Origin of the sequence: Kocuria sp. ChxB (assembly GCF_044359605.1) — a bacterium.
Classification (GTDB): Bacteria; Actinomycetota; Actinomycetes; order Actinomycetales; family Micrococcaceae; genus Kocuria; species Kocuria rhizophila.
In genome coordinates this window covers 996,791-1,021,705 of the sequence record NZ_CP121123.1, presented here as the reverse complement: position 1 = coordinate 1,021,705, position 24,915 = coordinate 996,791, and the positions used below count along the sequence as shown (strand labels likewise).

Here is a 24,915-nt window from a genome sequence, read left to right as displayed (position 1 = left end):
ACTCAAAACATGGCTATCCGTAAGCACAAGCCGACAACCCCGGGCCGTCGTGGCTCGTCGGTTGCGGACTTCGTAGAAATCACGCGCACCACGCCCGAGAAGTCCCTGGTGCGTCCGCTGCCCAAGAAGGGCGGTCGCAACAACACGGGCCGCATCACCACCCGCCACAAGGGTGGTGGCCACAAGCGCCAGTACCGCGTGATCGACTTCCGTCGTCACGACAAGGACGGCGTGGACGCCAAGGTCGCGCACATCGAGTACGACCCGAACCGCACGGCTCGCATCGCCCTGCTGCACTACGTGGACGGCACCAAGCGCTACATCATCGCGCCGAACCGCCTCAAGCAGGGTGACGTCGTGGAGTCCGGCCCCACCGCGGACATCAAGCCCGGCAACAACCTGCCGCTGCGCAACATCCCCGTGGGCACCGTCCTGCACGCCGTGGAGCTGCGTCCGGGTGGGGGAGCCAAGCTCGCCCGCTCCGCCGGCGCCTCGGTCCAGCTGGTCGCCCGTGAGGGCAAGTACGGCCAGCTGCGCCTGCCCTCCGGCGAGATCCGCAACGTGGACGTGCGTTGCCGCGCGACCATCGGCGAGGTCGGCAACGCCGAGCAGTCGAACATCAACTGGGGCAAGGCCGGCCGCAACCGCTGGAAGGGCATCCGCCCGACCGTCCGCGGTGTGGTCATGAACCCGGTGGACCACCCCCACGGTGGTGGCGAGGGCAAGACCTCCGGTGGTCGTCACCCGGTCAACCCCAACGGCAAGCCCGAGGGACGCACCCGTCGCCCCAACAAGGAAAGCGACAAGCTCATCGTGCGTCGTCGTCGTACCGGCAAGAACAAGCGCTAAGGAGCCTGAACAATGCCACGCAGTCTCAAAAAGGGCCCTTTCGTTGATCAGCACCTCTTCGTGAAGGTCGCCAAGGAGAACGAGAAGGGCACCAAGAACGTCATCAAGACGTGGTCCCGCCGTTCCATGATCATCCCCGACATGCTCGGCCACACCATTGCCGTGCACGACGGGCGCAAGCACGTTCCCGTGTTCGTCACGGAGTCGATGGTCGGGCACAAGCTCGGCGAGTTCGCTCCCACCCGCACGTTCCGCGGCCATGTGAAGGACGACAAGAAGGGCAAGCGTCGCTGACCCCAGGGGTCAGCACGCTGCACTTCTTCGACAAGACGAGAGAAGGAAAGCAATGGAAGCCAAGGCATCTGCGCGCTACATCCGCGTGACGCCTATGAAGGCCCGGCGCGTCGTCAACCTGATTCGTGGCCAGCAGGCGAATGAGGCATTGGCGATTCTGAAGTTTGCCCCCCAGGCAGCTTCCGAGCCGGTGTTCAAGGTTCTCGAATCCGCCGTGGCGAACGCCCGGCAGAAGGCCGACCGCGAGGGACTCGCGTTCAAGCCGGAAGACCTCGTGGTCTCCGCGGCCTTCGTGGACGAGGGCCCCACCATGAAGCGGTTCCAGCCGCGTGCCCAGGGCCGTGCGTTCCGCATCAACAAGCGCACGAGCCACGTGACCGTGGTCGTGGCGACCCCGGAGAAGGAGGAGGTCCGCTAAGTGGGACAGAAAATCAACCCCAACGGATTCCGTCTGGGCATCACCACCGACCACGTCTCGCACTGGTACGCCGACTCCAACCAGCCGGGTCAGCGCTACAAGGACTACATCCGCGAGGACGTCAAGATCCGCGAGCTCATGTCGAAGGGCATGGACCGCGCCGGCATCTCCAAGGTCGAGATCGAGCGCACCCGTGACCGCGTCCGCGTGGACATCCACACGGCACGTCCGGGCATCGTGATCGGCCGCCGCGGCGCCGAGGCGGACCGCATCCGCGGCGAGCTCGAGAAGCTCACCGGCAAGCAGATCCAGCTCAACATCCTCGAGGTGAAGAACCCGGAGATCGACGCGCAGCTCGTCGCCCAGGGTGTTGCCGAGCAGCTGGCCTCCCGTGTCGCGTTCCGCCGCGCCATGAAGAAGGCCATCCAGTCCGCGCAGCGCGCTGGTGCCAAGGGCATCCGGATCCAGTGCGCCGGCCGTCTGGGCGGTGCGGAGATGTCCCGTTCGGAGTTCTACCGCGAAGGCCGTGTGCCCCTGCACACCCTGCGCGCGAACATCGACTACGGCTTCTTCGAGGCGAAGACCACCTTCGGCCGCATCGGCGTGAAGGTCTGGATCTACAAGGGCGACCTGACCGACAAGGAACTGGCTGCCCAGCAGGCGGCTGCTCCGTCCTCGCGCGGTCGCAACGACCGTCGCGGAGGCGGCGGTGGCGAGCGGCGTCGTCGTCCGAATGACCGTAACGACCGTGGCGGGCGCCGTGAGCGCGACTCCGCCGCAGCCCCCCAGCAGAACAGCGCTGCGGAGGCCAACAACGCAGAGGGTGGTAAGTAATGCTTATCCCACGTCGTGTGAAGTTCCGCAAGCAGCACCACCCGCGTCGTCGGGGACAGGCCAAGGGCGGAACCCAGGTCACGTTCGGCGAGTGGGGCATCCAGGCGATGAGCCCGGCGTACGTCACGAACCGTCAGATCGAGGCCGCGCGTATCGCCATGACCCGTCACATCAAGCGTGGCGGCAAGGTCTGGATCAACATCTACCCGGACCGTCCCCTGACCAAGAAGCCCGCCGAGACCCGCATGGGTTCCGGTAAGGGTTCCCCCGAGTGGTGGGTCGCCAACGTCAAGCCCGGACGCGTCATGTTCGAGATCTCGGGCGTGAGCGAAGAGGTGGCGCGTGAGGCGCTGCGTCTGGCAATCCACAAGCTCCCGATGAAGGCACGCATCGTGCGTCGCGAAGGCGGTGAATGATCAATGGCTATTGGATCCAAGGATCTGAACATGGACAACCTCGCGGCTCTTGACACCGGTGCCCTCACCGACCAGCTGCGCAAGTCCAAGGAAGAGCTGTTCAACCTGCGCTTCCAGGCTGCAACCGGTCAGCTCGAGAGCAACTCGCGTCTGAAGTCCGTCAAGCGCGACATCGCGCGGATCTACACCGTGCTGCGTGAGCGCGAGCTCGGTATCCGCGAGGACGTGGCGCCGGCCGCAGCGAAGACCGAGAAGAAGGCCTCGAAGAAGGCTGCCAAGTCTGAGGATGATGCCAAGTGAGCGAGCAGGTCAACAACGAGACGGCCACGGCCGAGCGCGGTGACCGCAAGTCCCGCCAGGGCTACGTGGTCTCCGACAAGATGGACAAGACCGTGGTGGTCCAGGTCGAGGACCGCGTGAAGCACGCGCTCTACGGCAAGGTGCTGCGCAAGTCCAAGCGTGTGAAGGCGCACGACGAGCAGAACTCCTGCGGCGTCGGCGACCTCGTGCGCATCGTCGAGACGCGTCCGCTGTCCGCCAACAAGAACTGGCGGATCGTGGAGATCATCGAGAAGGCTAAGTAGGTCCTTCCCACCGGGTCTCGATGGCAGGCCCCCGTCCGGTGCTCCGGGCGGGGGCCTGCTGCATGTGCGCGCACCGGCGATTGGCGATCGACGTACCGACGCGGTAGAGTAGGCCGGTACGCGTGTCGACACACGTGTGCCCTCTGGCTTCGACCCTGCTGAGCCGGAATCCACAGCCGACCCTCGTGCCCCCGCGGTACGTTCACGGGCCGGCGGCAAGTCCCGCGGTCCGCCGCGGAAGGCGACCCACCCGTTCGGTGGGCGCGCTGCGAGAACTTGCCCGTTGATTCTGCGCTCAGTCATGAATCCGGGCAGGGCAGCAGGACGAGTTCCCTCGTCCACACGTGCGAGATCACCGCGTGCAAACTTCGCGCAGCGCCCCGGGCCCCTCCTACGGCCTCGGGGGAGACCGTGGCGCGAAGCGTTCACACGACCACCGTTCCGCAAGGCTCGACATTCAGCAGGTTTGGATGAGAACCGGCGCGACGACAGGAGTATTCAGTGATTCAGCAGGAATCGCGGCTGCGGGTTGCCGACAACACGGGTGCGAAGGAAATTCTCACCATCCGTGTGCTCGGTGGATCCGGACGCCGTTACGCAGGCATTGGTGACGTCATCGTCGCCACCGTCAAGGACGCCATCCCCGGCGGCAACGTCAAGAAGGGTGACGTCGTCAAGGCGGTTGTGGTCCGTACCAAGAAGCAGAGGCGCCGTCCCGACGGTTCCTACATCCGTTTCGACGAGAACGCCGCAGTGATCTTGAAGAACGACGGGGACCCCCGCGGCACGCGCATCTTCGGCCCGGTGGGCCGCGAGCTGCGCGACAAGAAGTTCATGAAGATCGTCTCGCTGGCTCCGGAGGTGCTCTGACATGGCTAAATTCAAGATCAAGACCGGCGACCTCGTGCAGGTCATCACCGGCAAGAACAAGGGCGAGCAGGGCAAGGTTCTGCGCGTGATCACCGAGACCTCCCGCGTGGTGGTCGAGGGCGTGAACGTCGTGACCAAGCACAAGCGCGCCAACGCCCAGGGCGAAGCCGGCGGCCTCGTCAAGTCCGAGGCTCCCATCCACATCTCCAACGTGATGCTCGTGGACCCGGAGACCGGCAAGCCGACCCGTGTGGGCTACCGCACCGAGACCGTGGAGCGTGACGGCAAGCAGAAGACCGTCCGCGTTCGCGTGTCCAAGAGCACCGGCAAGGATCTGTGATGAGCGAAACGACCGAAACCAAGTTCACCCCCCGGTTCAAGACCAAGTACCAGGAGACCGTTGCTCCGGCTCTGCAGGAGCAGTTCGGCTACGCGAACGTCATGGAGATGCCGCGCGTGGTCAAGGTCGTGGTCAACATGGGTCTGGGCGAGGCGGCCAAGGACTCCAAGCTGGTGGACAACGCCATCAAGGACCTCACCGCCATCACCGGCCAGAAGCCCGTGATCAACCGAGCCAAGAAGTCCATCGCGCAGTTCAAGCTGCGTGAGGGCATGCCGATCGGCGCGCACGTCACCATGCGCGGCGACCGCATGTGGGAGTTCCTGGACCGCCTGGTCACCCTGGCGCTGCCCCGTATCCGTGACTTCCGTGGTCTGTCCGACCGCCACTTCGACGGCAACGGCAACTACACGTTCGGCCTGACCGAGCAGTCCATGTTCCACGAGATCGACCAGGACAAGATCGATCGCGTGCGCGGCATGGACATCACCGTGGTCACCACCGCCAAGACCGACGACGAAGGCCGTGCCCTGCTCAAGGCGCTCGGCTTCCCGTTCAAGACCAACTGATTCCATCGACGTCAAAAGGTCCCTGCGGGCTGCAACCGGCAGGGAAACCGTGACGAGGAAGGGCTGAAGCCCACATGACAATGACAGATCCCGTCGCAGACATGCTGACGCGTCTGCGCAACGCGAACTCCGCCTACCACGACACCGTGAGCATGCCGTACTCGAAGCTGAAGGCCCGCATCGCGGAGATCCTGAAGGCCGAGGGCTACATCGCGGACTGGTCCGAGGAGCCGGCCCGGGTCGGCAAGACCCTGACCATGTCGCTGAAGTACGGCTCCAACCGTGAGCGCTCCATCGCTGGTGTCCGCCGCATCTCCAAGCCGGGCCTTCGCGTGTACGCGAAGTCCACCAACCTCCCCAAGGTGTTCGGTGGCCTCGGCATCGCGATCCTCTCCACGTCCTCCGGGCTGCTCACTGACAAGCAGGCCGGCAAGAAGGGCGTGGGCGGGGAAGTCCTCGCGTACGTCTGGTAACCGGTAGCACAGAAGAAGAAAGGAAGAAGACATGTCACGTATTGGACGTCTCCCGATCTCTGTGCCCGCCGGTGTGGAGGTTTCCGTGGACGGTTCCGCAGTGTCGGTCAAGGGCCCCAAGGGCACGCTGACCCACACCGTCGCGGCACCCATCACGGTGGTCGTCGAGGACGGCACCGTGCAGGTGTCCCGTCCCAACGACGAGCGCGAGTCCCGCTCCTTGCACGGTCTCACGCGTTCCCTGATCGCCAACATGATCCAGGGTGTGTCCGAGGGATACACCAAGCAGCTGGAGATCGTGGGCACGGGTTACCGCGTGCAGGCCAAGGGGGCCAACCTGGAGTTCGCTCTGGGCTACAGCCACCCGGTTCCCTTCAACGCGCCGGACGGCATCACGCTGTCCGTCGAGGGGAACAACAAGGTCACCGTTTCCGGTATCGACAAGCAGCAGGTTGGCCAGGTCGCCGCGAAGATCCGCTCCCTGCGTCTGCCCGACCCCTACAAGGGCAAGGGCGTCCGCTACGCGGGCGAGCAGATCCGCCGCAAGGCCGGAAAGGCTGGTAAGTAATCATGGCTCTCGTAATCAAGGGAAAGTCGAAGGCTGCTCAGCGCGCACGGCGTCACCGCCGCGTCCGCAAGCACATCGCCGGAACCGCGCTGCGCCCCCGCCTGGTGGTCACGCGTTCCACCCGCCACATGGTCGCCCAGGTGATCGACGACGACAAGGGCTTCACCCTGGTCTCCGCGTCCACCATGGAGAACGACCTGCGTGCGTCGTCCGACGACAAGACCGCCAAGGCCAAGCGCATCGGTGAGCTGATCGCCGAGCGTGCCAAGGCTGCGGGGATCGAGACCGTCGTGTTCGACCGCGGCGGCAACAAGTACCACGGCCGTGTGGCCGCGGTGGCCGAGGGTGCCCGTGAAGGAGGTCTGGCGCTGTGAGCGAGCAGAAGAACGAGAAGGAAACTCAGGTGAGCGAAGCCACCAACGGTTCCAACGAGACGGCTGAGGCGAACGCCTCGCAGCGTGGTTCCGACGAGAACCGCGGTGGCCGCGGCGGTCGCAACGACCGCGGTGGGCGCAACGAGCGCGGCTCCCGCAACGACCGTGGCGGCCGTGGTGGCCGCGGCGGCCGTGACGAGGAGAAGGACAAGTTCCTCGAGCGTGTCGTGACCATCAACCGCGTCTCCAAGGTCGTGAAGGGTGGTCGTCGCTTCAGCTTCACCGCTCTCGTGGTCGTCGGCGACGGCAACGGCATGGTCGGTGTGGGCTACGGCAAGGCCAAGGAAGTTCCCGCGGCCATCTCCAAGGGTGTCGAGGAGGCCAAGAAGAACTTCTTCCGGGTTCCCCGCGTGGAGGACCGCACCATCCCGCACCGTGTGCAGGGTGAGGCCGCGGCCGGCGTCGTCATGCTGCGCCCGGCCACCCCGGGTACCGGCGTGATCGCCGGTGGTCCGGTGCGTGCGGTCCTGGAGTGCGCGGGCATCCACGACGTGCTCTCCAAGTCCCTCGGTTCCTCCAACCAGATCAACATCGTGCACGCGACCATCCAGGCGCTGCGTGAGCTCGAGGAGCCCGCGTCCGTGGCGGCCCGCCGTGGCCTGCCCATGGACGAGGTCGTCCCGGCGCCGTTGCTGCGTGACATCCAGAAGGCAGGTGCCTGATGAACGGAAAGCGCATCCAGGCCACCGGCGCGACCCTGCGCGTGAAGCAGGTCCGCTCCGTGGTCGGTCAGAAGCAGAACATGCGCGACACGCTGCGTTCGCTGGGTCTCAAGCGCCCCGGCCAGGTCGTGGAGCGCAAGGCCGATGCGGCCACCGTGGGCATGATCAACACGGTGACCCATCTCGTAGAGGTTGAGGAGGCTTGAGCATGGCTGAGAACACCCAGAACAAGCGCCACGCTCTGAAGGTTCACCACCTGCGTCCGGCTCCCGGATCGCACCAGGCCAAGACCCGTCTTGGCCGCGGTGAGGCCTCCAAGGGCAAGACGGCGGGCCGCGGTACCAAGGGCACCAAGGCGCGCTACCAGGTCAAGGCCGGTTTCGCGGGCGGGCAGCTGCCGCTGCACATGCGTCTGCCGAAGCTGCGCGGGTTCAAGAACCCGTTCCGCGTGGAGTACCAGGTCGTGAACCTGGACCGTCTCGCGGAGCTGTTCCCCGAGGGTGGCACCGTCACCGTCGCGGACCTCGTGTCCAAGGGTGCAGTGCGCAAGAACCAGCCGGTGAAGGTGCTGGGCAGCGGGGAGATCTCCGTGGCCCTGAACATCACCGCGGACAAGTTCTCGGCCTCCGCGGCCGAGAAGATTGCCGCGGCTGGCGGTTCCACGCAGAACGCGTGAGAAGTTTCCAGCATTCGGTTGTAGGGTGAATCCCTGAACTGGAAGCGGGCCCCGTGCCGGATCACCGGCACGGGGCCCGCTGTTTTTGCCGGGATGTGCGGACGCGGGCCGGGAGGGTCGCGGCACATCCTTCGCTAGACTTGCCCGGGGTCGGAACCCACCGGGCCACCACGTTTTGGAGGAGGACCAGTGCTCAGTGCTTTCGCGCGGGCGTTCACCACGCCGGAGCTGCGCAACAAGCTGCTGTTCACGCTCGCGATCATCGTGATCTACCGGTTGGGGACCTTCATCCCCGCGCCGGGCGTGGACTACGGCAACGTGCAGCAGTGTCTCGCCATGGGAAACACCACGGGCGGGGCGTACGACCTGGTCAACCTGTTCAGCGGAGGTGCGCTGCTCCAGCTGTCGATCTTCGCCCTGGGCGTGATGCCCTACATCACGGCGAGCATCATCGTGCAGCTGCTGCGCGTGGTGATCCCGCGCTTCCAGGAGCTCCACGACGAGGGCGCGCAGGGGCAGACCAAGCTGACCCAGTACACTCGGTACCTCACGATCGGGCTGGCCGCACTGAACGCCACCACGGTGGTGTCCCTGGCCCGTTCCGGAAGCCTGCTGGGCAACTGCCCCCTGCCGGTGATTCCCGACGACTCCATCATGGTCATCATCATCATGATCATCACCATGACGGCGGGCACCACCGTGATCATGTGGCTGGGCGAGCGCATCACGGACCGCGGCGTGGGCAACGGCATGTCGCTGCTGATCTTCACCTCCATCGCGGCCACCTTCCCCTCGGCTCTCGGCGACATCCTCAAGTCCCGCGGCTGGGGAGTGTTCCTGGGTGTGTGCGCGATCGGCCTCGTGGTGATCACGTGCGTGGTCTTCGTGGAGCAGTCGCAGCGGCGGATCCCCGTGCAGTACGCCAAGCGCATGGTGGGCCGGCGGACGATCGGCGGCACGAGCACCTACATCCCGCTCAAGGTCAACATGGCTGGCGTGATCCCCATCATCTTCGCCTCCTCCATGCTCACGCTGCCCACGATGCTCGCGCAGTTCGCCATGCCGGACGACGGCAGCCCCGCCCCCGGGTGGGTGGACTGGATCAACACGTACCTGGCCGGCGGTGACCACCCGGTCTACATGGTCACGTACTTCCTGCTGATCGTGGCGTTCACGTACTTCTACGTGTCCATCACGTTCAACCCGGAGGAGGTCTCCAACAACATGAAGCGCTACGGAGGCTTCATCCCCGGGATCCGTGCGGGTCGCCCCACGGAGAACTACCTGCGCTACGTGCTCACGCGCATCACGCTTCCCGGCGCGCTGTACCTGGGCATCCTGTCGATGATCCCGCTGATCGCCCTGGTGCTTTTCGACGCCAACCAGAACTTCCCGTTCGGCGGCCCCTCCCTGCTGATCGTGGTGGGCGTGGGCCTGGACACCGTCAAGCAGATCGACGCGCAGCTGCAGCAGCGCCACTACGAGGGGCTCCTGCGCACCTGAGCCGGTCGTTGACAGACCGGGGCCGCGTGTTGGCGGGCCGTTAGACTGGAGTCCACGTTCACGACGACGCAAGGAGAGAACATGACCCGCATGTTGATCATCGGACCGCCCGGTGCAGGCAAGGGCACGCAGGCCGCCCGGATCTGCGAGCGGCTGGGCGTTCCCGCCATCTCCACCGGGGACATCTTCCGTGCGAACATCAAGGACCAGACGGAGCTGGGCCGTGAGGCGCAGCGCTACACAGACGCGGGCAACCTGGTGCCGGACTCCGTGACCAACGACATGGTGCGGGATCGCCTGTCCCAGCCGGACACCGCAGCGGGGTTCCTGCTGGACGGCTACCCCCGCAACACGGCACAGGTCGAAGAACTGGACAGGATCCTCGAGGCGAGCCAGGTGTCCTTGGACGTGGTGCTCCTGCTCACGGCGGACAACGACGAGCTCGTGTCCCGTCTGCTGGGCCGGGCCCAGGAGCAGGGGCGCACCGACGACACCGAGGACGTCATCCGGCACCGGCTGGACGTCTACGACGAGCAGACCGCTCCCGTGGTGGGCGTCTACGAGGACCGCGGCATCGTGGTCCGTGTGGACGGCCTGGGCAGCATCGACGAGGTCACCGAGCGCATCATGGCGGCGCTGCCCCGCTGACACGGCGGTGCGGCGTCGAGTGCCGCTCACCGGACCGGCGCTGCCGCGCAGTCCACAAAAAATCTTCACCATGACCGGGCCCCCGAGGCGGTGCGCGAGCACCGGTTCGGGGGCCCGTCCGCCCACCGCACCGGGGTTCCGGGGTCGGTGCCATCGACAACACACGGGAGGAGCCGAGCACTGTGTTCGGACGCCGCAGGATCCAGTTGAAGTCCGACGCCGAGCTGGCGGCCATGTCACGCGCGGGCGTGGTGACGTCTCTGGCGCTCGACGCCGCCGTGGCGGCCGCCGTGCCCGGGGCCACCACCGCGGACCTGGACACGGCGTTCCGTGCCGTCCTGGACGAGCACGGGGCGAGCTCCAACTTCCTCGGCTACCACGGGTATCCCGCTACTGTGTGCACCTCCGTGAACGACGAGGTGGTCCACGGGATCCCGGGGGAGCGGGTGCTGCGGGACGGGGACATCGTCTCGATCGACGGCGGCGCCGTGGTCGGGGGCTGGCACGGTGACTCCGCCCGCACGGTCCTGGTGGGCACCACGCACGATCCCGCGGACCAGCAGCTCTCCGACGTGACCCGGGCCGCCATGTGGCGGGGCATCGCCGCGATGGCCACGGGTACGCACGTGGGGGACATCGGCCTCGCCGTGGAGAACCACGTGCGGGCGGCGGTGGGGGCCCGGCTGGGCATCCTCGAGGACTACGTGGGCCACGGCATCGGCACGGAGATGCACATGGCGCCGGACGTCCCGAACTTCGCGATCAAGCACCGGGGGCCACGCCTGACCACCGGGATGGCACTGGCGATCGAGCCGATGCTCGTGCGCGGGGACATCGAGACCCGCGTGCTCGACGACGACTGGACCGTGGTCACGGTGGACGGTTCCCGCGCGAGCCAGTGGGAGCACAGCGTGTGCCTGCACAGCCAGGGGCTCTGGGTGCTGACCGCCGAGGACGGCGGAGCGGCGGAGCTCGCACCACTGGGAGTCCACCCGGTGCCCATCCCCGGCACCTGAGACCGGCAACCACCACGACCCTGGGACACTCGCAGGGAGAGGACAGCAATGACCACGCAACCCGTTGAGATCACCCCGCGGCCGGAAGCCGGCCAGCTCGTGTTCAAGCCCGCCCGTCGAGGCAAACCCCCGCTGCACATAGCGGACTTCGACATGGCCGGGCGCAAGGCGTTCCTGAAGGACGCGGGCTACCCCGCCTTCCGGGCGTCCCAGCTGTCCAAGCACTACTTCGAGAGGTTCGAGGCGGACCCCGAGGCCATGACGGACCTGCCGGCGGACCAGCGCGAGGATCTGGTGGCCAAGGCCATGCCCCCGCTGCTGCGGACCGTGCGGCAGCTGCGTGCGGACGAGGGAATGACGGTCAAGTCCGTCCACCGCCTGTACGACAACGCCATGGTCGAGTCCGTGCTGATGCGCTACGACAAGCGGGTCACCATGTGCATCTCCTCCCAGGCGGGCTGCGGCATGAACTGTCCGTTCTGCGCCACGGGCCAGTCCGGCCTCACCCGCAACCTCTCCGCCGCGGAGATCGTGGACCAGGTGGTCCAAGGTGTTCGAGCGCTGCGGGACGGCGCCGTGGGAGACCCCGAAGAAGCGCCGCAACGGGTGTCGAACATCGTGTTCATGGGCATGGGGGAGGCCCTGGCCAACTACAAGGCCACCATGGGGGCGGTCCACCGCATCATCGACCCCTCACCGGACGGGCTGGGCATCTCGGCGCGCGGTCTCACCATGTCCACGGTGGGGCTGGTTCCCGGGATCCGGAAGTTCACGCTCGAGAAGCTGCCCATCACGCTCGCGCTCTCCCTGCACGCCCCGGACGACGAGCTGCGTGACGAGCTCATTCCGATCAACACACGCTGGAAGGTGGACGAGGCCCTCGACGCCGCCCGGGACTACTACGACGCCACGGGCCGGCGCGTGTCCATCGAGTACGCCCTGATCCGGGACATCAACGACCAGGGCTGGCGCGCGGACCTGCTGGGGGAGAAGCTCAACAAGCGCGGCGGCGGCTGGGTGCACGTCAACCCCATCCCGCTCAACCCCACACCGGGCTCCAAGTGGACGGCGTCCCGTCCGGGCGTGGAGCAGAACTTCGTGGAGCGCCTGCGCGCCCACGGGATCCCCACCACGGTGCGCGACACCCGCGGGTCGGACATCGACGGCGCGTGCGGGCAGCTGGCCACGGACGTCTGACGGTCGCTGCGGAACCACCCCGCCGTCGCTTGCGCCAACACGCAGAACCGGGTAGTGTCGTCGGTTGGTTGTTTGTGCTCGCAGATCGAGTCATGCCCGGAACCCACCCCCTCGTTGCCACGTGCGGCGCGGGGTTGTTCGTCTGGGCAGCTGGAAGCGGGCACCGCCGTCCGGATAGACACCCGGACCCCTCGAGAAGTTAGCGGAGGATATGGCCAAGAAAGACGGAGTCATCGAGATCGAAGGCACTGTGGTCGAGGCACTGCCCAATGCGTCGTTCCGTGTGGAGCTGACCAACGGGCACAAGGTGCTCGCCCACATCTCTGGCAAGATGCGCCAGCACTACATCCGGATCCTCCCCGAGGACCGCGTGGTGGTGGAGCTCAGCCCCTACGACCTCTCCCGAGGCCGGATCGTCTACCGCTACAAGTAGCATCCAGGCCCCGTGCTCGCGCAGACAGCGTCCGCACGGCAGGGGTCGGAGTGCACACGCCATTACGAGTACGCGAAGGAATGCGATGAAGGTCCAACCGAGCGTCAAGCAGATCTGCGACAAGTGCAAGGTGATCCGCCGCAACGGGCGGGTCATGGTGATCTGCGAGAACCCCCGGCACAAGCAGCGCCAGGGCTGACGGGAACGCTCCCGCCCACGCAAGTGGATTGACAAGAACGGACACCGCAGCCGCCGCCCCAGGGCGCGGCAACCCCCGGCACGGAGGCCGGAGACCGGTCGCAGCACGATCGGGACGCGGTGTTCAAGACCTCCGGAACATCAAGGAGAACCGCCACTATGGCTCGTCTCGCAGGCGTTGATCTTCCCCGTGAAAAGCGGCTGGAAGTTGCGCTGACCTACATCTACGGCGTGGGCCGCACCCGCGCACTCGAAACTCTGGAAGCCACGGGCATCTCCGGGGACGTGCGCGTCAAGGATCTCACCGATCCGCAGCTCGTGGAGCTGCGTGACTACATCGAAGGCAACTACAAGGTCGAAGGCGATCTTCGCCGTGAGGTGGCCGCCGACATCCGCCGCAAGGTCGAGATCGGCAGCTACCAGGGCCTGCGTCACCGTCGGGGTCTGCCCGTCCACGGCCAGCGCACCAAGACCAACGCGCGCACCCGCAAGGGTCCCAAGCGCACGGTCGCCGGTAAGAAGAAGTAATCGCGGCCGCCGTCCAGTGGGCGGCTGACCGACGTCGAAGATCTTTGTAGGAGAATCCATGGCCCAGAAAACTCGCGCGACGGCCGCTCGCAAGCCGCGTCGCAAGGTGAACAAGAATGTGACCCAAGGTCAGGCTCACATCAAGTCCACGTTCAACAACACCATCGTGTCCATTACCGACCCCTCGGGTGCGGTCCTGTCGTGGGCCTCGGCCGGCGGCATGGGCTTCAAGGGCTCGCGCAAGTCCACTCCGTTCGCCGCGCAGCAGGCCGCCGAGGCCGCGGCCAAGGGCGCCCAGGAGCACGGCATGCGCAAGGTGGATGTGTTCGTCAAGGGACCGGGCTCGGGGCGCGAGACCGCGATCCGCGCTCTGCAGGCCACCGGGCTGGAGGTCGGCTCCATCCAGGACGTGACCCCGTCAGCGCACAACGGCTGCCGTCCCCCCAAGCGCCGCCGCGTCTGACTCGTGTCGCGTGGTCACCGGGCTCCCAGGAGCCCGGTGACCACGCATCGACGCGGTGACCTCGCCTGCTCACCGCGGCATCCACCCATTTTGTTTTCCACCACCTGCGTGCGTCATATGGCGGAGGCACGCTGAAAGGAAACATCAGTGCTCATCGCACAGCGCCCCACCCTCACGGAAGAGGCTGTGGCCGAGAACCGCTCCCGGTTCGTGATCGAACCCCTCGAGCCGGGTTTCGGGTACACCCTCGGCAACTCCCTGCGCCGCACGCTCCTGTCCTCCATCCCCGGGGCCTCCGTGACCAGCATCCGCATCGACGGCGTGCTGCACGAGTTCTCCACCGTGGAGGGCGTCAAGGAGGACGTCACCGAGCTCATCCTGAACATCAAGAAGCTCTCGCTGTCCTCCGAGGAGGACGAGCCCGTCACCGCGTGGCTGCGCAAGCAGGGCCCGGGCGAGGTCACCGCGGCTGACATCTCGGCTCCGGCCGGTGTCGAGGTGCACAACCCCGAGCTGCACATCGCGACCCTTAACTCGAAGGGCCAGCTCGAGATCGAGCTGACCATCGAGCGCGGCCGCGGCTACGTCTCGGCGTCCCAGAACAAGTCCGGTGACGCGGAGGTCGGTCGGATCCCCGTGGACTCGATCTACTCTCCCGTGCTCAAGGTGACCTTCCGCGTGGAGGCCACCCGTGTGGAGCAGCGCACCGACTTCGACAAGCTCATCCTCGACGTGGAGACCAAGGAGGCCATCTCTCCGCGCGACGCGGTGGCTTCGGCCGGCACCACGCTGGTGGAGCTGTTCGGGCTGGCCCGCGAGCTGAACTCCGCGGCGGAAGGCATCGAGATCGGTCCTTCGCCCACGGACGCGGCCGCCGCCGCGGACATGGCGCTGCCCATCGAGGACCTCGAGCTGTCGGTCCGGTCCTACAACTGCCTCAAGCGCGAGGGCATCCACAGCGTGGGTGAGCTCGTGGGTCGTTCCGAGGCCGACCTGATGGACATCCGCAACTTCGGTGCCAAGTCCATCGACGAGGTCAAGGACAAGCTCGGCGAGCTCGGTCTGGCCCTCAAGGACTCCCCTCCGGGCTACGACCTCGCCGCCCACGCGGCGTCGCTCGAGGACGAGGACGACAACAACAACCCGTTCGACGTCGATCTCGACTGACGCCCACACCACTTTCCGTGCCCCGCGGGCGATGAGTTGCCCGCGCGGGACCGATCACCAGGAGATCTACTATGCCTACCCCTACCAAGGGACCCCGTCTCGGCGCCGGGCCGACCCACGAGCGCATGATCCTCTCGAACATGTCCCAGCAGCTGTTCGAGCACAAGCGGATCACCACCACCGTGACCAAGGCCAAGCGCCTGCGTCCGGTGGCGGAGCGGCTCATCACCTTCGCCAAGCGCGGTGACCTGGCCTCCCGCCGTCGGGTCATGCGTCAGCTGACCGACAAGTCCGTGGTGCACGAGCTGTTCACCAGCATCGCGCCGGCCATGGAGGGTCGCGAAGGCGGCTACACCCGCATCACCAAGATCGGCAACCGCAAGGGCGACAACGCCCCCATGGCCGTCATCGAGCTCGTGATGGAGCCCGTGGCCTCCAAGGCGACCGTGTCCGAGGCCGAGCGCGCCACGGCCAAGGCTGCCCCGGCTCCCGCCGCTCCCGTGGACACCCCCGCCGGTTCCACCACCGCGGACGTCCAGGAGAAGGAGATCCCGGCCGACGAGCAGGCTCCTGCCGTGGGCTCGGAGGAGGCCGCTGAGGTCGCCGCCGAGAACTCGGAGGCCGAGTTCCCGGGTTCGCACGCTCCGCTCGAGTCCGGTGAGGCCCCCGAGGGCTTCTCGGTCAAGGGCAACCGCAACTCCATGAAGTACCACGTGCCCGGTTCGCGCTGGTACTCCGGCACCACCGCGGAGATCTGGTTCGACTCTCCGGCCAACGCCGAGGCCGCCGGCTTCCAGCCCGCGGGCGGCGCCGCCGCGCAGAAGATCTCCGAGTAGTCTCGGGTTCTTCGGTCGAACGGACACCGGAGACGACGCCGCCGCAGGTTGCCTGCGGCGGCGTCGTCGTCTCCGAGAACGAGAGGGAGACCTGTGGGGCAGGAGCAGATCAGACTGCGGATCGACCTGGCGTACGACGGTGCGCCGTTCAAGGGGTGGGCGCGGCAACCGGGTCTGCCGAGCGTCCAGGCGGCCCTGGAGGACGCGCTCTCCCTCATCTTCCGCGAGGCGTGTCCCACCGTGGTGGCCGGACGCACGGACACGGGGGTGCACGCCCGGCACCAGACCGTGCACGTGGATGTGCCCCGGCAGCGCTGGCAGCAGCAGAGCAGGCGGCGTGGCATGTCACGCGACGTCGTGCGCGGCGGCGTGCCCACGCAGCATGGTGACGGGGAGACGGGGGCGGGCGCGCCCGTGCCGGAGCTGACGCGGCGGCTGAACGGGGCGCTGAACAGGGTGCTCGGCAAGGATCGGGCCGCGGAGGGATGGGCGCCCGCCGTGGGCGCCGTGGTGGTGCGGGACGTGTCCGTGGCCGAGGTGGGCTTCGACGCGCGCTTCTCGGCGCTGTCCCGCGGCTACCTCTACCGCGTGGCCGATGCCGTGACGGGCCACGACCCGCTGGCGCGCACGTACTCCTGGTGGGTGGACGAGAGGCTCGACGTGGCCGCCATGGACCGGGCGGTGCGAGACCTCCTGGGTCTGCACGACTTCCTGAGCTTCTGCAAGCCTCGCGAGGGTGCGACCACGGTGCGCGAGCTGCAGCGGGCGTCCGTCACGCGCGGGGCGGACGGCATGATCACGGCGGCGCTCACCGCCGATGCCTTCTGCCACCACATGGTGCGCTCGATCGTGGGCGCGGTGGTGCGCGTGGGGCAGGGGCGGCACGACGCCGCGTGGCCCGCTCAGCGGCTCGAGGCACGGGTCCGGGACGCCGCCGTGGCGATGGCCCCGGCCCACGGCCTGGTCCTGGACGCGGTGCACTATCCCGACGCGCAGGAACTCGCCGAGCGTGCGCGCGTGACCCGAGCCCGGCGAGACGACGACTGACGGCCGGGGAGCGCACGGGTGCTCCCCGGGGCAGTCCTGGCCGTGAGTGGCGGGCGGAGCGGGGATCCGGTATCATCGAACGCTGTTGTGCGTGTTCTGCCCCGGTTCACGTGTACCCGCAGCGGTCGCTCATGTTGCAGAGCGCAGGGCCGTGCGGTGCACCGGGTTGCGGACGCACGGATGCCGCCCGGATCTCACCCGGGCCCCGAAGCACAGCAGAACCGATCGACACGAGTAATCGTGTCTTCACCAGACAAACGAAGGCAGATCAACGTGCGTACGTACACTCCGAAGCCCGGTGACGTCCAGCGTCAGTGGCACGTCATCGACGCCACCGACGTCGTCCTGGGTCGTCTTGCCAGCCAGACCGCAACGCTGCTGCGCGGGAAGCACAAGCCGACCTTCGCTCCCCACGTGGACACCGGCGATTTCGTCATCATCATCAACGCGGAGAAGGTGGCCCTCACCGGCTCCAAGCTCCAGAAGAAGCGCGCCTACCGCCACTCCGGCTACCCGGGCGGACTCAAGTCCACCAGCTACGCCGAGCTGCTCGAGAAGAACCCCACGCGCGCCGTGGAGAAGGCCGTCAAGGGGATGCTGCCCAAGAACAAGCTGGCAGCCCAGCAGCTGTCCAAGCTCAAGGTCTACGCCGGTGCCGAGCACCCGCACCAGGCGCAGCAGCCCAAGCCCTACGAATTCACGCAGGTCGCCCAGTAATTCGGGCCAACGAAGAACACATAAGGAGAATCGTGGCTCAGAACACTGAAGAGCAGATCACCGAGGACGTGGAGCTGACCAGCTACACCTCCGAGTCCACCGAGTCCGTGGCCGGTGGCGCCGCCATGTCGGAGCGCCCCGCCCTGACCGTTCCCGGCCAGGCCGTGGGCCGCCGCAAGCAGGCCGTTGCCCGCGTGCGCCTCATCCCCGGCTCCGGCAAGTGGACCGTCAACGGCCGCAGCCTGGAGGAGTACTTCCCCAACAAGCTGCACCAGCAGGAGGTGAACGATCCGTTCACCCTCCTCGAGCTGCAGGGCGGCTACGACGTCATCGCCCGCATCTCCGGCGGCGGCCCCTCCGGCCAGGCCGGTGCACTGCGCCTGGGCGTGGCTCGCGCGCTCAACGAGATCGACGCCGAGCACAACCGTCCCGCCCTCAAGAAGGCAGGCTTCCTGACCCGTGACGCCCGCGTCATCGAGCGCAAGAAGGCCGGCCTCAAGAAGGCGCGCAAGGCTCCGCAGTACTCCAAGCGCTAAACGACGCCACCCAGGCCTCGGCCGGGTTTCGTCTCGCAGGGTCCCGTTCCTCGGTTTCGGCCGAGGCCCGGGGCCCTGCGTCGTTTGGCGCTTGGCTCCCCTCGCGCTGTGCGAGGCCGTCCAGGCCTCGGCCGGGTTTCGTCTCGCAGGGTCCCGTTCCTCGGTTTCGGCCGAGGCCCGGGGCCCTGCGTCGTTTCGCGCTTGGCTCCCCTCGCGCTGTGCGAGGCCGTCCAGGCCTCGGCCGGGTTTCGTCTTGCAGGGTCCCGTTCCTCGGTTTCGGCCGAGGCCCGGGGCCCTGCGTTTTTGCGTCCTGGGCTGCGTGGCCGGGGGGAGGGGAGGGGCGCGCGGGCGGGCGCGGCGTCGTCGTGCCCGGTGTTGCGCGGGTAACCGGCGCGTGACGCGGGCGTAAAGTGTGAAGTGGAGCACCGCCGCTCCCACCGCACCGTCACGAGAGGGCCCGCATGAGCAAGCAACCGGAGCAGCAGCAGGAGAACGCGATCATCGCGAAGGCAGAGAACGAGGCGGCGAGGCACGCCGAGCAGGACAGCGCGGTGGACGAGGCGCTCAAGAAGGAGCAGCACCGGGTGTCGGTGGTGGAGGACTACGCGGCCGAACTGGACGAGATCTCCGAGCTGGACAGGAAGCTCCACAAGACGACCGGCGCGGGGGATTCCCAGGCCTGGAAGATCGGCTACCCGTACGACGAAAAGCTCTCCCGCAAGGACTACGAGCGCACCAAGCGCGCGCTGCAGATCGAGCTCCTCAAGCTCCAGCTCTGGATCAAGGAGACCGGGCAGAAGCTGCTCATCATCTTCGAGGGGCGCGACGCCGCGGGCAAGGGCGGCGCGATCAAGCGCTTCACGGAGCACCTGAACCCCCGCGGGGCGCGGGTGGTGGCGCTCGAGAAGCCCACGGACATCGAGCAGACGCAGTGGTACTTCCAGCGCTACGTGCAGCACCTGCCCTCCGGTGGGGAGATCGTGCTCATGGACCGCTCCTGGTACAACCGCGCGGGCGTGGAGCGCGTCATGGGCTACTGCACCTCCCAGGAGTACTACGAGTTCATGCGCCAGGCCCCCGAGTTCGAGCGCATGCTCGTGAACTCCGGAACGCACCTGATCAAGTTCTGGTTCTCCGTGACCCGGGCCGAGCAGCTCGCACGGTTCCAGTCCCGCCGCACGGACCCCGTGCGCCAGTGGAAGCTCTCGCCCACGGATGTGGCCTCCCTGGACAAGTGGGACGACTACACCGAGGCGAAAGAAGCCATGTTCTTCTACACGGACACCGGCGACGCGCCCTGGACCGTGATCAAGTCCAACGACAAGAAGCGGGCCCGCCTGGAGGCCATGCGTCACGTCCTGACGCAGTTCGACTACCCCAACAAGGACCGCGCGCTCGTGGGGGACGTGGACTCCAAGATCGTGGGCGGGGCCACGGACTTCACCGACGACAACGGCACCAACCCCGACGGCTTTCCCGTGGTTCGCCCCGGGAAGGACTGACGGGGTGCGGCTGCAACCGGCCGGATGGCCGTAGGATGATCTGCGATGTCTAGAATCTTTGGAACGGACGGCGTCCGCGGTCTCGCGAACGGCCTCCTCACAGCTGAACTGGCCATGGAACTGTCGCAGGCCGCGGCAATCGTCCTGGGACACCGCCACGCACCCGAGGGCAGACGGCCCACCGCGGTGGTGGCACGGGACGGTCGCGCGAGCGGCGAGTTCATCGGCGCCGCCGTCACCGCAGGGCTCGCGAGCTCCGGCGTGGACGTGTACGACGCCGGGGTGCTGCCCACCCCGGCTGCGGCCTACCTGGTGGGCGACATCGACGCCGACTTCGGTGTGATGATCTCCGCGTCCCACAATCCGGCGCCGGACAACGGCATCAAGTTCCTGGCCCACGGGGGCAAGAAGTTGCCGGATGCCGTGGAGGACACCATCCAGCAGGTCTACGAGGCCAAGGACTTCGTGCGCCCCACAGGTGCCGACGTGGGCCGCGTGACACGGCTGTCCGACGCCGAGGACCGCTACATCCTGCACCTGGTGGGAGCCATTCCCCACCGGCTGGACGGGCTCTCGATCGTGCTGGACTGCGCGCACGGCGCGGCGTCTGGGGCGTCCCCGGACGCCTTCCGCGACGCGGGCGCCACGGTGCACGTGATCGGTGCGGAACCGGACGGGCTGAACATCAACGACGGTGTGGGTTCCACCCACCTCGGTCCGCTGAAGCAGGCGGTTCGTGAACTCGGGGCGGACCTCGGCATCGCGCACGACGGCGACGCCGACCGCTGCCTCGCGGTGGACCACACGGGCACGGAGGTGGACGGCGACCAGATCATGTGCATCCTGGCGATTGCCATGAAGGAGGCCGGGCGGCTGAACCAGGACACGCTGGTGGCCACGGTCATGAGCAACCTGGGTCTGCAGCTGGCCCTGGACGAGGCCGGGATCACCCTGGTGCGGGCCTCGGTGGGGGACAGGTACGTCCTGGAGTCCATGGTGGCCAACGGCTACAACCTGGGTGGCGAGCAGTCCGGCCACGTGATCATGGCGGACTACGCCACCACGGGTGACGGTCTGCTCACGGGGCTCATGCTGGCCTCCCGCGTGGCGCAGACGGGCATGCCGCTGCAGGAGCTCGCCACCACCATGACGCGGATGCCGCAGGTGATGATCAACGTGAAGAACGTGGACAAGGCCGCGGCCAAGACCAGTGAGCCGGTCCTCGAGGCCGTGGCCCGCACCGAGGAGCGGCTCGGGGCGGAGGGGCGTGTTCTGCTGCGTCCGTCCGGCACCGAGCCTGTGGTCCGGGTGATGGTGGAGGCCGCCACCCACGACGACGCCCAGCGCGAGGCGGAGCAGCTGGTGGCCGTGGTCGAGGAGCACCTGAGCCTCCAGGGCTGAGCGCCCCGCACGGCGTGTGCCGAGATGAACGAGGGCCCCGCATCCGTCACGGATGCGGGGCCCTCGTTCTCAGAAGGGACGGGTGGGTCAGACGGCGGGACCGGAGTGGCGGCCCTCGGTGCCCGCGGTGCCGGGCTTGGCAGCCAGGGCGTCGCGGATCTCGGTGAGCAGCACGGTGTTGGGATCGGCCGGTTCCGCGGCGGGCTCGATGCCCAGACGGCGGTTGCGGCGCTCGATCATCTTGTTCATGGGCATCACGATGCAGAAGTACACTGCGGCGGCGATGAGCAGGAAGTTGACGACGGCGGTGAGCAGCACACCGAACTTGAGGTCGTTGCCGTTGAGCGTGACCACGGCGAAGTCGTCGAAGTTGGGGGACCCGACGAGGGCGGAGATGGCGGGCATGAGCACGCTCTCCACGAGGGCGTTGACGATCTGGGAGAAGGCCGCGCCGATGATGACGGCAACGGCGAGATCCATCACGTTGCCCTTCATGATGAATTCCTTGAAACCATTGAACATGCCGCTCAGCGTACACACAGGTTTCGGAAAGGAAGAAATCGATAGGTGACAAGCGGTGACCATCACGGTCGCACAACGGTGGGCGGGTGAACCGGGTTCCGACGCGAGGCGGTCAGTTCTTGCGCAGCAGCACCCGTCGGATCTTGTGGTCGTGGTCCTTGGACAGGATCAGGCGGGCCCGCCCCCGGGTGGGGCGCACGTTCTGCTCCAGGTTGGGCTCGTTGATCCGGTGCCAGATGTCCGTGGCCACGTCCCGTGCCTCGTCGTCGGTGAGGTTCGCGTAGCGGTGGAAGTAGGAGTCGGGATCGGCGAACGCCGAGGACTGCAGGGCCTGGAAGCGCTCCACGTACCAGCGCTCGATGTCACTGGTGCGGGCGTCCACGTAGATGCTGAAGTCGAAGAAGTCGCTCAGGGCCAGGGCGGTGCGGTTGCCGCTCTCCAGCTTGGCGGGTGCGAGCACATTGAGGCCCTCCACGATCACGACGTCCGGGCGGGTCACCACCACCTCCTCGTCCGGGAGGATGTCGTAGGTGACGTGGGAGTACTTGGGTGCGCGGACCTCGGCCGCGCCCGACTTGATCTCGGCCACGAAACGCAGCAGCGCTCGCCGGTCGTAGGACTCGGGGAACCCCTTGCGGTCCATCAGCCCTCGGCGCCGCAGCTCGGCGTTGGGGTGGAGGAAGCCGTCGGTGGTGACCAGCTGCACGTTGGGGGTGGAGGGCCACCGGGAGAGCATCTCGCGCAGCAGGCGGGCGGTGGTGGACTTCCCCGCGGCCACGGAGCCGGCGATCCCGATCACGAAGGGTGTTCGTGCGTGGTGCTCACCCAGGAACGAGTTCGTCGCGGCGTTGAGCTGCGTGGAGGACATGTCGTAGAGCGTGAGCAGGCGGGAGAGGGGGAGGTAGACCTCCCGCACCTCGTCCACGTCCAGGCGGTCGCCGAGACCGCGCAGGTTCTCGATCTCCTGCGCGGTGAGGGGGACGTCGATCTCGTGCGAGAGTCTGGACCACGTCTGTCGGTCCAGCTCCACGAAGGGAGAGACGCGCTGGGTGGTGGGCTGGGTGCTCATGCTCGGACCAGTGTAGGCCCGAGGCCGTGGTGCCACGCACATGCGGGATGGCGTTTCCGGTAGAATGCATCTTCATGTGTGGAATTGTGGGATATGTGGGCTCAAAGGGCGTTGACGGTCGGTCGCACGGCGCACTGGACGTCATTCTCGAGGGGCTCCGCCGCCTCGAGTACCGCGGGTACGACTCCGCCGGGGTCGCCGTGATCGCGGATCACGACGTGGAGTACCGCAAGAAGGCGGGCAAGCTCAGCAACCTGATCGGCGAGCTCGAGGCGGATCCTCTGCCCGAGTCCACGATCGGGATCGGGCACACCCGGTGGGCCACCCACGGCGGCCCCTCGGACGTCAACGCGCACCCCCACGTGGTAGACGGCGGCAAGCTCGCCATGATCCACAACGGCATCATCGAGAACTTCAGCGAGATCAAGCGCGAGCTGGCCGCCCAGGGCGAGACCTTCGTGTCCGAGACGGACACCGAGGTGGCCGCCGTGCTGCTGGCCCGCACCTACGACGCGCAGGACCCCGAGCACAAGGACCTCACGGTCGCCATGCAGGACACCTGCCGTCGGCTGGAGGGTGCCTTCACCCTGCTGGCCGTCCACGCGGACGTCCCGGACCGCGTGGTCGCGGCCCGCCGCAACTCCCCGCTCGTGATCGGCCTGGGCGAGCACGAGAACTTCCTGGGCTCGGACGTCTCCGGCTTCATCGACTACACCAAGCGTGCGGTGGAGATGGGCCAGGACCAGATCGTCACCATCACCGCCGAGGACTACGCGATCGTCGACTTCCACGGCAACCCCGCCGAGGGCAAGCCCTTCGACATCGAGTGGGACGCCGCCGCCGCCGAGAAGGACGGCTACCCCTCCTTCATGGAGAAGGAGATCCACGACCAGCCCTCCGCCGTGGCGGACACCCTCCTCGGGCGCCTGGACGAGAACGGCCGTCTCACGCTGGACGAGATCAAGATCGACGAGTCCCTGCTGCGCTCGATCGACAAGATCGTGGTGATCGCGTGCGGCACGGCGGCCTACGCCGGCCAGGTGGCGCGCTACGCCATCGAGCACTGGTGCCGGATCCCCACCGAGGTGGAGCTGGCCCACGAGTTCCGCTACCGCGACCCGATCGTGAACGAGAAGACCCTGGTGGTCGCCGTGTCCCAGTCCGGGGAGACCATGGACACCCTCATGGCGGTGCGCCACGCGCAGGAGCAGGGCGCCAAGGTAGTGGCCATCTGCAACACCAACGGCTCCACGATCCCGCGTGAGGCCGACGCCGTGCTCTACACGCACGCCGGCCCCGAGATCGCCGTGGCCTCCACCAAGGCATTCCTGGCCCAGATCACGGCCGCCTACCTGCTGGGCCTGTACCTCGCACAGCTGCGGGGCAACAAGTTCAAGGACGAGATCGCCACGCTGCTGTCCGAGCTGGAGGCCATGCCGGGGAAGATCCAGCGGGTGCTGGACGAGGTGGAGCCGCAGGTCAAGGAGCTCGCCACGAGCATGAAGGACGCCGAGTCCGTGCTGTTCCTGGGGCGCCACGTGGGCTTCCCGGTGGCCATGGAGGGCGCCCTCAAGCTCAAGGAGATCGCCTACATCCACGCGGAGGGCTTTGCCGCGGGTGAGCTCAAGCACGGGCCCATCGCCCTGATCGACCAGGGCCAGCCCGTCATCGTGATCGTCCCCTCGCCGAACGGGCGGGACTCGCTGCACGCCAAGGTGGTCTCCAACATCCAGGAGATCCGCGCCCGCGGCGCCGAGACCATCGTGATCGCCGAGGAGGGTGACGACGCCGTGCGCGAGTTCGCCAACCACGTGTTCTACGTCCCCGAGGCCCCCACGCTCATGCAGCCGCTCGTGGCCACGGTGCCGCTGCAGATCTTCGCGTGCGAGCTCGCGGGAGCCAAGGGCTACGACGTGGACCAGCCGCGCAACCTGGCCAAGTCCGTCACGGTCGAGTAGCCGCACCCGGCTGCAGTGCACGGCGGGTCGTGCCCCTTCCCAGGGGGGGGCGCCACCCGCCGTCGTCGTCTCCGGGCGCTGGTCGCGGGCCCGCGTTCCGCTGCCGGGCGGCCTCCAGAGCTCCGGGGACCAGGACGCGGCGTGCTGAGGGCGGCAGGTCGAAGGACGGGGGCGTGGAGCGGCCGCC

Annotated in this window: 34 protein-coding genes; 32 read left to right on the top strand and 2 right to left on the bottom strand. The window is 67.5% G+C overall.

Features of this window, described 5'->3' with window-relative positions; all coding sequences use genetic code 11:
• The first annotated feature begins 9 nt into the window (after positions 1–9).
• The 31 genes from rplB (at position 10) to glmM (ending at position 21,179) form a co-directional block, all read left to right on the top strand.
• Positions 10–849 carry a 50S ribosomal protein L2 gene (gene rplB / locus P8S73_RS04475; RefSeq protein WP_019309647.1) on the top strand — a complete coding sequence of 280 codons (840 nt, stop codon included), beginning with the start codon at positions 10–12 and terminating at the stop codon, positions 847–849.
• A 12-nt stretch (positions 850–861) separates the two neighbouring features.
• Positions 862–1,143, top strand: a complete 282-nt coding sequence (gene rpsS, locus P8S73_RS04470) for a 30S ribosomal protein S19 (RefSeq protein ID WP_019309646.1) — start codon at positions 862–864, stop codon at positions 1,141–1,143.
• 52 nt (positions 1,144–1,195) lie between these two features.
• Positions 1,196–1,561 carry a 50S ribosomal protein L22 gene (gene rplV / locus P8S73_RS04465; protein WP_012397693.1) on the top strand — a complete coding sequence of 122 codons (366 nt, stop codon included), beginning with the start codon at positions 1,196–1,198 and terminating at the stop codon, positions 1,559–1,561.
• A complete protein-coding gene (gene rpsC / locus P8S73_RS04460) occupies positions 1,562–2,395 on the top strand; it encodes a 30S ribosomal protein S3 (RefSeq protein ID WP_012397694.1) in 834 nt (277 codons plus the stop codon). It abuts the gene before it with no gap.
• The gene (gene rplP, locus P8S73_RS04455) at positions 2,395–2,811 is read left to right on the top strand and encodes a 50S ribosomal protein L16 (RefSeq protein WP_019309644.1); all 417 of its coding nucleotides are present in this window, start codon (positions 2,395–2,397) and stop codon (positions 2,809–2,811) included. Before rpsC ends, rplP begins: the two co-directional genes overlap by 1 nt.
• A 3-nt stretch (positions 2,812–2,814) precedes the next feature.
• A complete protein-coding gene (gene rpmC / locus P8S73_RS04450; protein WP_019309643.1) occupies positions 2,815–3,111 on the top strand; it encodes a 50S ribosomal protein L29 in 297 nt (98 codons plus the stop codon).
• Positions 3,108–3,395, top strand: coding sequence for a 30S ribosomal protein S17 (rpsQ, locus tag P8S73_RS04445; RefSeq protein ID WP_019309642.1), 288 nt, complete (start codon positions 3,108–3,110; stop codon positions 3,393–3,395). Before rpmC ends, rpsQ begins: the two co-directional genes overlap by 4 nt.
• A gap of 501 nt (positions 3,396–3,896) precedes the next feature.
• Positions 3,897–4,265: a 50S ribosomal protein L14 gene (gene rplN / locus P8S73_RS04440; protein WP_012397698.1), complete on the top strand. Its 369-nt coding sequence runs from the start codon at positions 3,897–3,899 to the stop codon at positions 4,263–4,265.
• A 1-nt stretch (position 4,266) separates the two neighbouring features.
• The gene (gene rplX, locus P8S73_RS04435; protein ID WP_019309641.1) at positions 4,267–4,605 is read left to right on the top strand and encodes a 50S ribosomal protein L24; all 339 of its coding nucleotides are present in this window, start codon (positions 4,267–4,269) and stop codon (positions 4,603–4,605) included.
• Positions 4,605–5,174, top strand: a complete 570-nt coding sequence (rplE, locus tag P8S73_RS04430; protein WP_019309640.1) for a 50S ribosomal protein L5 — start codon at positions 4,605–4,607, stop codon at positions 5,172–5,174. Before rplX ends, rplE begins: the two co-directional genes overlap by 1 nt.
• 74 nt (positions 5,175–5,248) lie before the next feature.
• Positions 5,249–5,647 (top strand): 30S ribosomal protein S8, encoded by a 399-nt coding sequence (gene rpsH / locus P8S73_RS04425; protein WP_059281412.1) that lies wholly within the window; start codon positions 5,249–5,251, stop codon positions 5,645–5,647.
• A 31-nt stretch (positions 5,648–5,678) separates the two neighbouring features.
• A complete protein-coding gene (rplF, locus tag P8S73_RS04420) occupies positions 5,679–6,215 on the top strand; it encodes a 50S ribosomal protein L6 (RefSeq protein WP_019309638.1) in 537 nt (178 codons plus the stop codon).
• Between the two features lie 2 nt (positions 6,216–6,217).
• Complete coding sequence (gene rplR / locus P8S73_RS04415) at positions 6,218–6,589, top strand: 50S ribosomal protein L18 (protein WP_012397703.1); 372 nt, start codon at positions 6,218–6,220, stop codon at positions 6,587–6,589.
• Positions 6,586–7,311: a 30S ribosomal protein S5 gene (rpsE, locus tag P8S73_RS04410; RefSeq protein WP_019309637.1), complete on the top strand. Its 726-nt coding sequence runs from the start codon at positions 6,586–6,588 to the stop codon at positions 7,309–7,311. The genes rplR and rpsE overlap by 4 nt, the downstream gene beginning before the upstream one ends.
• Complete coding sequence (gene rpmD / locus P8S73_RS04405) at positions 7,311–7,517, top strand: 50S ribosomal protein L30 (RefSeq protein ID WP_012397705.1); 207 nt, start codon at positions 7,311–7,313, stop codon at positions 7,515–7,517. Before rpsE ends, rpmD begins: the two co-directional genes overlap by 1 nt.
• 2 nt (positions 7,518–7,519) lie before the next feature.
• Positions 7,520–7,987: a 50S ribosomal protein L15 gene (rplO, locus tag P8S73_RS04400; RefSeq protein ID WP_019309636.1), complete on the top strand. Its 468-nt coding sequence runs from the start codon at positions 7,520–7,522 to the stop codon at positions 7,985–7,987.
• 189 nt (positions 7,988–8,176) lie between these two features.
• Positions 8,177–9,490 (top strand): preprotein translocase subunit SecY, encoded by a 1,314-nt coding sequence (secY, locus tag P8S73_RS04395; protein WP_059281413.1) that lies wholly within the window; start codon positions 8,177–8,179, stop codon positions 9,488–9,490.
• A gap of 81 nt (positions 9,491–9,571) precedes the next feature.
• Positions 9,572–10,138 (top strand): adenylate kinase, encoded by a 567-nt coding sequence (locus tag P8S73_RS04390; protein WP_124109450.1) that lies wholly within the window; start codon positions 9,572–9,574, stop codon positions 10,136–10,138.
• Between the two features lie 182 nt (positions 10,139–10,320).
• Positions 10,321–11,154: a type I methionyl aminopeptidase gene (gene map, locus P8S73_RS04385; RefSeq protein ID WP_019309633.1), complete on the top strand. Its 834-nt coding sequence runs from the start codon at positions 10,321–10,323 to the stop codon at positions 11,152–11,154.
• Positions 11,155–11,202: 48 nt separating this feature from the next.
• Positions 11,203–12,351, top strand: a complete 1,149-nt coding sequence (gene rlmN, locus P8S73_RS04380) for a 23S rRNA (adenine(2503)-C(2))-methyltransferase RlmN (RefSeq protein WP_121566355.1) — start codon at positions 11,203–11,205, stop codon at positions 12,349–12,351.
• A 211-nt stretch (positions 12,352–12,562) separates the two neighbouring features.
• The gene (gene infA / locus P8S73_RS04375) at positions 12,563–12,784 is read left to right on the top strand and encodes a translation initiation factor IF-1 (RefSeq protein WP_012397711.1); all 222 of its coding nucleotides are present in this window, start codon (positions 12,563–12,565) and stop codon (positions 12,782–12,784) included.
• An 85-nt stretch (positions 12,785–12,869) separates the two neighbouring features.
• A complete protein-coding gene (rpmJ, locus tag P8S73_RS04370) occupies positions 12,870–12,983 on the top strand; it encodes a 50S ribosomal protein L36 (RefSeq protein ID WP_012397712.1) in 114 nt (37 codons plus the stop codon).
• Positions 12,984–13,141: 158 nt separating this feature from the next.
• On the top strand, positions 13,142–13,510 hold the full coding sequence (gene rpsM / locus P8S73_RS04365; protein ID WP_012397713.1) for a 30S ribosomal protein S13: 369 nt from the start codon (positions 13,142–13,144) through the stop codon (positions 13,508–13,510).
• A 58-nt stretch (positions 13,511–13,568) separates the two neighbouring features.
• Positions 13,569–13,973 (top strand): 30S ribosomal protein S11, encoded by a 405-nt coding sequence (gene rpsK, locus P8S73_RS04360; RefSeq protein WP_012397714.1) that lies wholly within the window; start codon positions 13,569–13,571, stop codon positions 13,971–13,973.
• 147 nt (positions 13,974–14,120) lie between these two features.
• Positions 14,121–15,140, top strand: a complete 1,020-nt coding sequence (locus tag P8S73_RS04355; protein WP_019309631.1) for a DNA-directed RNA polymerase subunit alpha — start codon at positions 14,121–14,123, stop codon at positions 15,138–15,140.
• 71 nt (positions 15,141–15,211) lie between these two features.
• On the top strand, positions 15,212–15,976 hold the full coding sequence (rplQ, locus tag P8S73_RS04350) for a 50S ribosomal protein L17 (protein ID WP_019309630.1): 765 nt from the start codon (positions 15,212–15,214) through the stop codon (positions 15,974–15,976).
• A gap of 93 nt (positions 15,977–16,069) precedes the next feature.
• A complete protein-coding gene (locus P8S73_RS04345; protein ID WP_059281415.1) occupies positions 16,070–17,023 on the top strand; it encodes a tRNA pseudouridine(38-40) synthase TruA in 954 nt (317 codons plus the stop codon).
• A gap of 273 nt (positions 17,024–17,296) precedes the next feature.
• Positions 17,297–17,740 carry a 50S ribosomal protein L13 gene (gene rplM, locus P8S73_RS04340; protein WP_019309628.1) on the top strand — a complete coding sequence of 148 codons (444 nt, stop codon included), beginning with the start codon at positions 17,297–17,299 and terminating at the stop codon, positions 17,738–17,740.
• A gap of 32 nt (positions 17,741–17,772) precedes the next feature.
• Complete coding sequence (gene rpsI, locus P8S73_RS04335) at positions 17,773–18,276, top strand: 30S ribosomal protein S9 (RefSeq protein ID WP_019309627.1); 504 nt, start codon at positions 17,773–17,775, stop codon at positions 18,274–18,276.
• A gap of 461 nt (positions 18,277–18,737) precedes the next feature.
• Positions 18,738–19,778 carry a polyphosphate kinase 2 gene (gene ppk2, locus P8S73_RS04330; RefSeq protein WP_019309626.1) on the top strand — a complete coding sequence of 347 codons (1,041 nt, stop codon included), beginning with the start codon at positions 18,738–18,740 and terminating at the stop codon, positions 19,776–19,778.
• Positions 19,779–19,823: 45 nt separating this feature from the next.
• Complete coding sequence (glmM, locus tag P8S73_RS04325; RefSeq protein ID WP_019309625.1) at positions 19,824–21,179, top strand: phosphoglucosamine mutase; 1,356 nt, start codon at positions 19,824–19,826, stop codon at positions 21,177–21,179.
• A gap of 87 nt (positions 21,180–21,266) precedes the next feature.
• Here the strand turns inward: glmM and mscL are convergent, their stop codons facing one another.
• Together mscL and coaA are read right to left on the bottom strand one after the other, a co-directional pair.
• Positions 21,267–21,701, bottom strand: a complete 435-nt coding sequence (gene mscL / locus P8S73_RS04320; protein ID WP_019309624.1) for a large conductance mechanosensitive channel protein MscL — start codon at positions 21,699–21,701, stop codon at positions 21,267–21,269.
• A gap of 112 nt (positions 21,702–21,813) precedes the next feature.
• The gene (gene coaA, locus P8S73_RS04315) at positions 21,814–22,770 is read right to left on the bottom strand and encodes a type I pantothenate kinase (protein ID WP_019309623.1); all 957 of its coding nucleotides are present in this window, start codon (positions 22,768–22,770) and stop codon (positions 21,814–21,816) included.
• A gap of 74 nt (positions 22,771–22,844) precedes the next feature.
• On the opposite strand from coaA, the gene glmS reads away from it, so the two are divergent.
• Complete coding sequence (gene glmS / locus P8S73_RS04310) at positions 22,845–24,728, top strand: glutamine--fructose-6-phosphate transaminase (isomerizing) (protein WP_019309622.1); 1,884 nt, start codon at positions 22,845–22,847, stop codon at positions 24,726–24,728.
• Positions 24,729–24,915 lie beyond the last annotated feature (187 nt).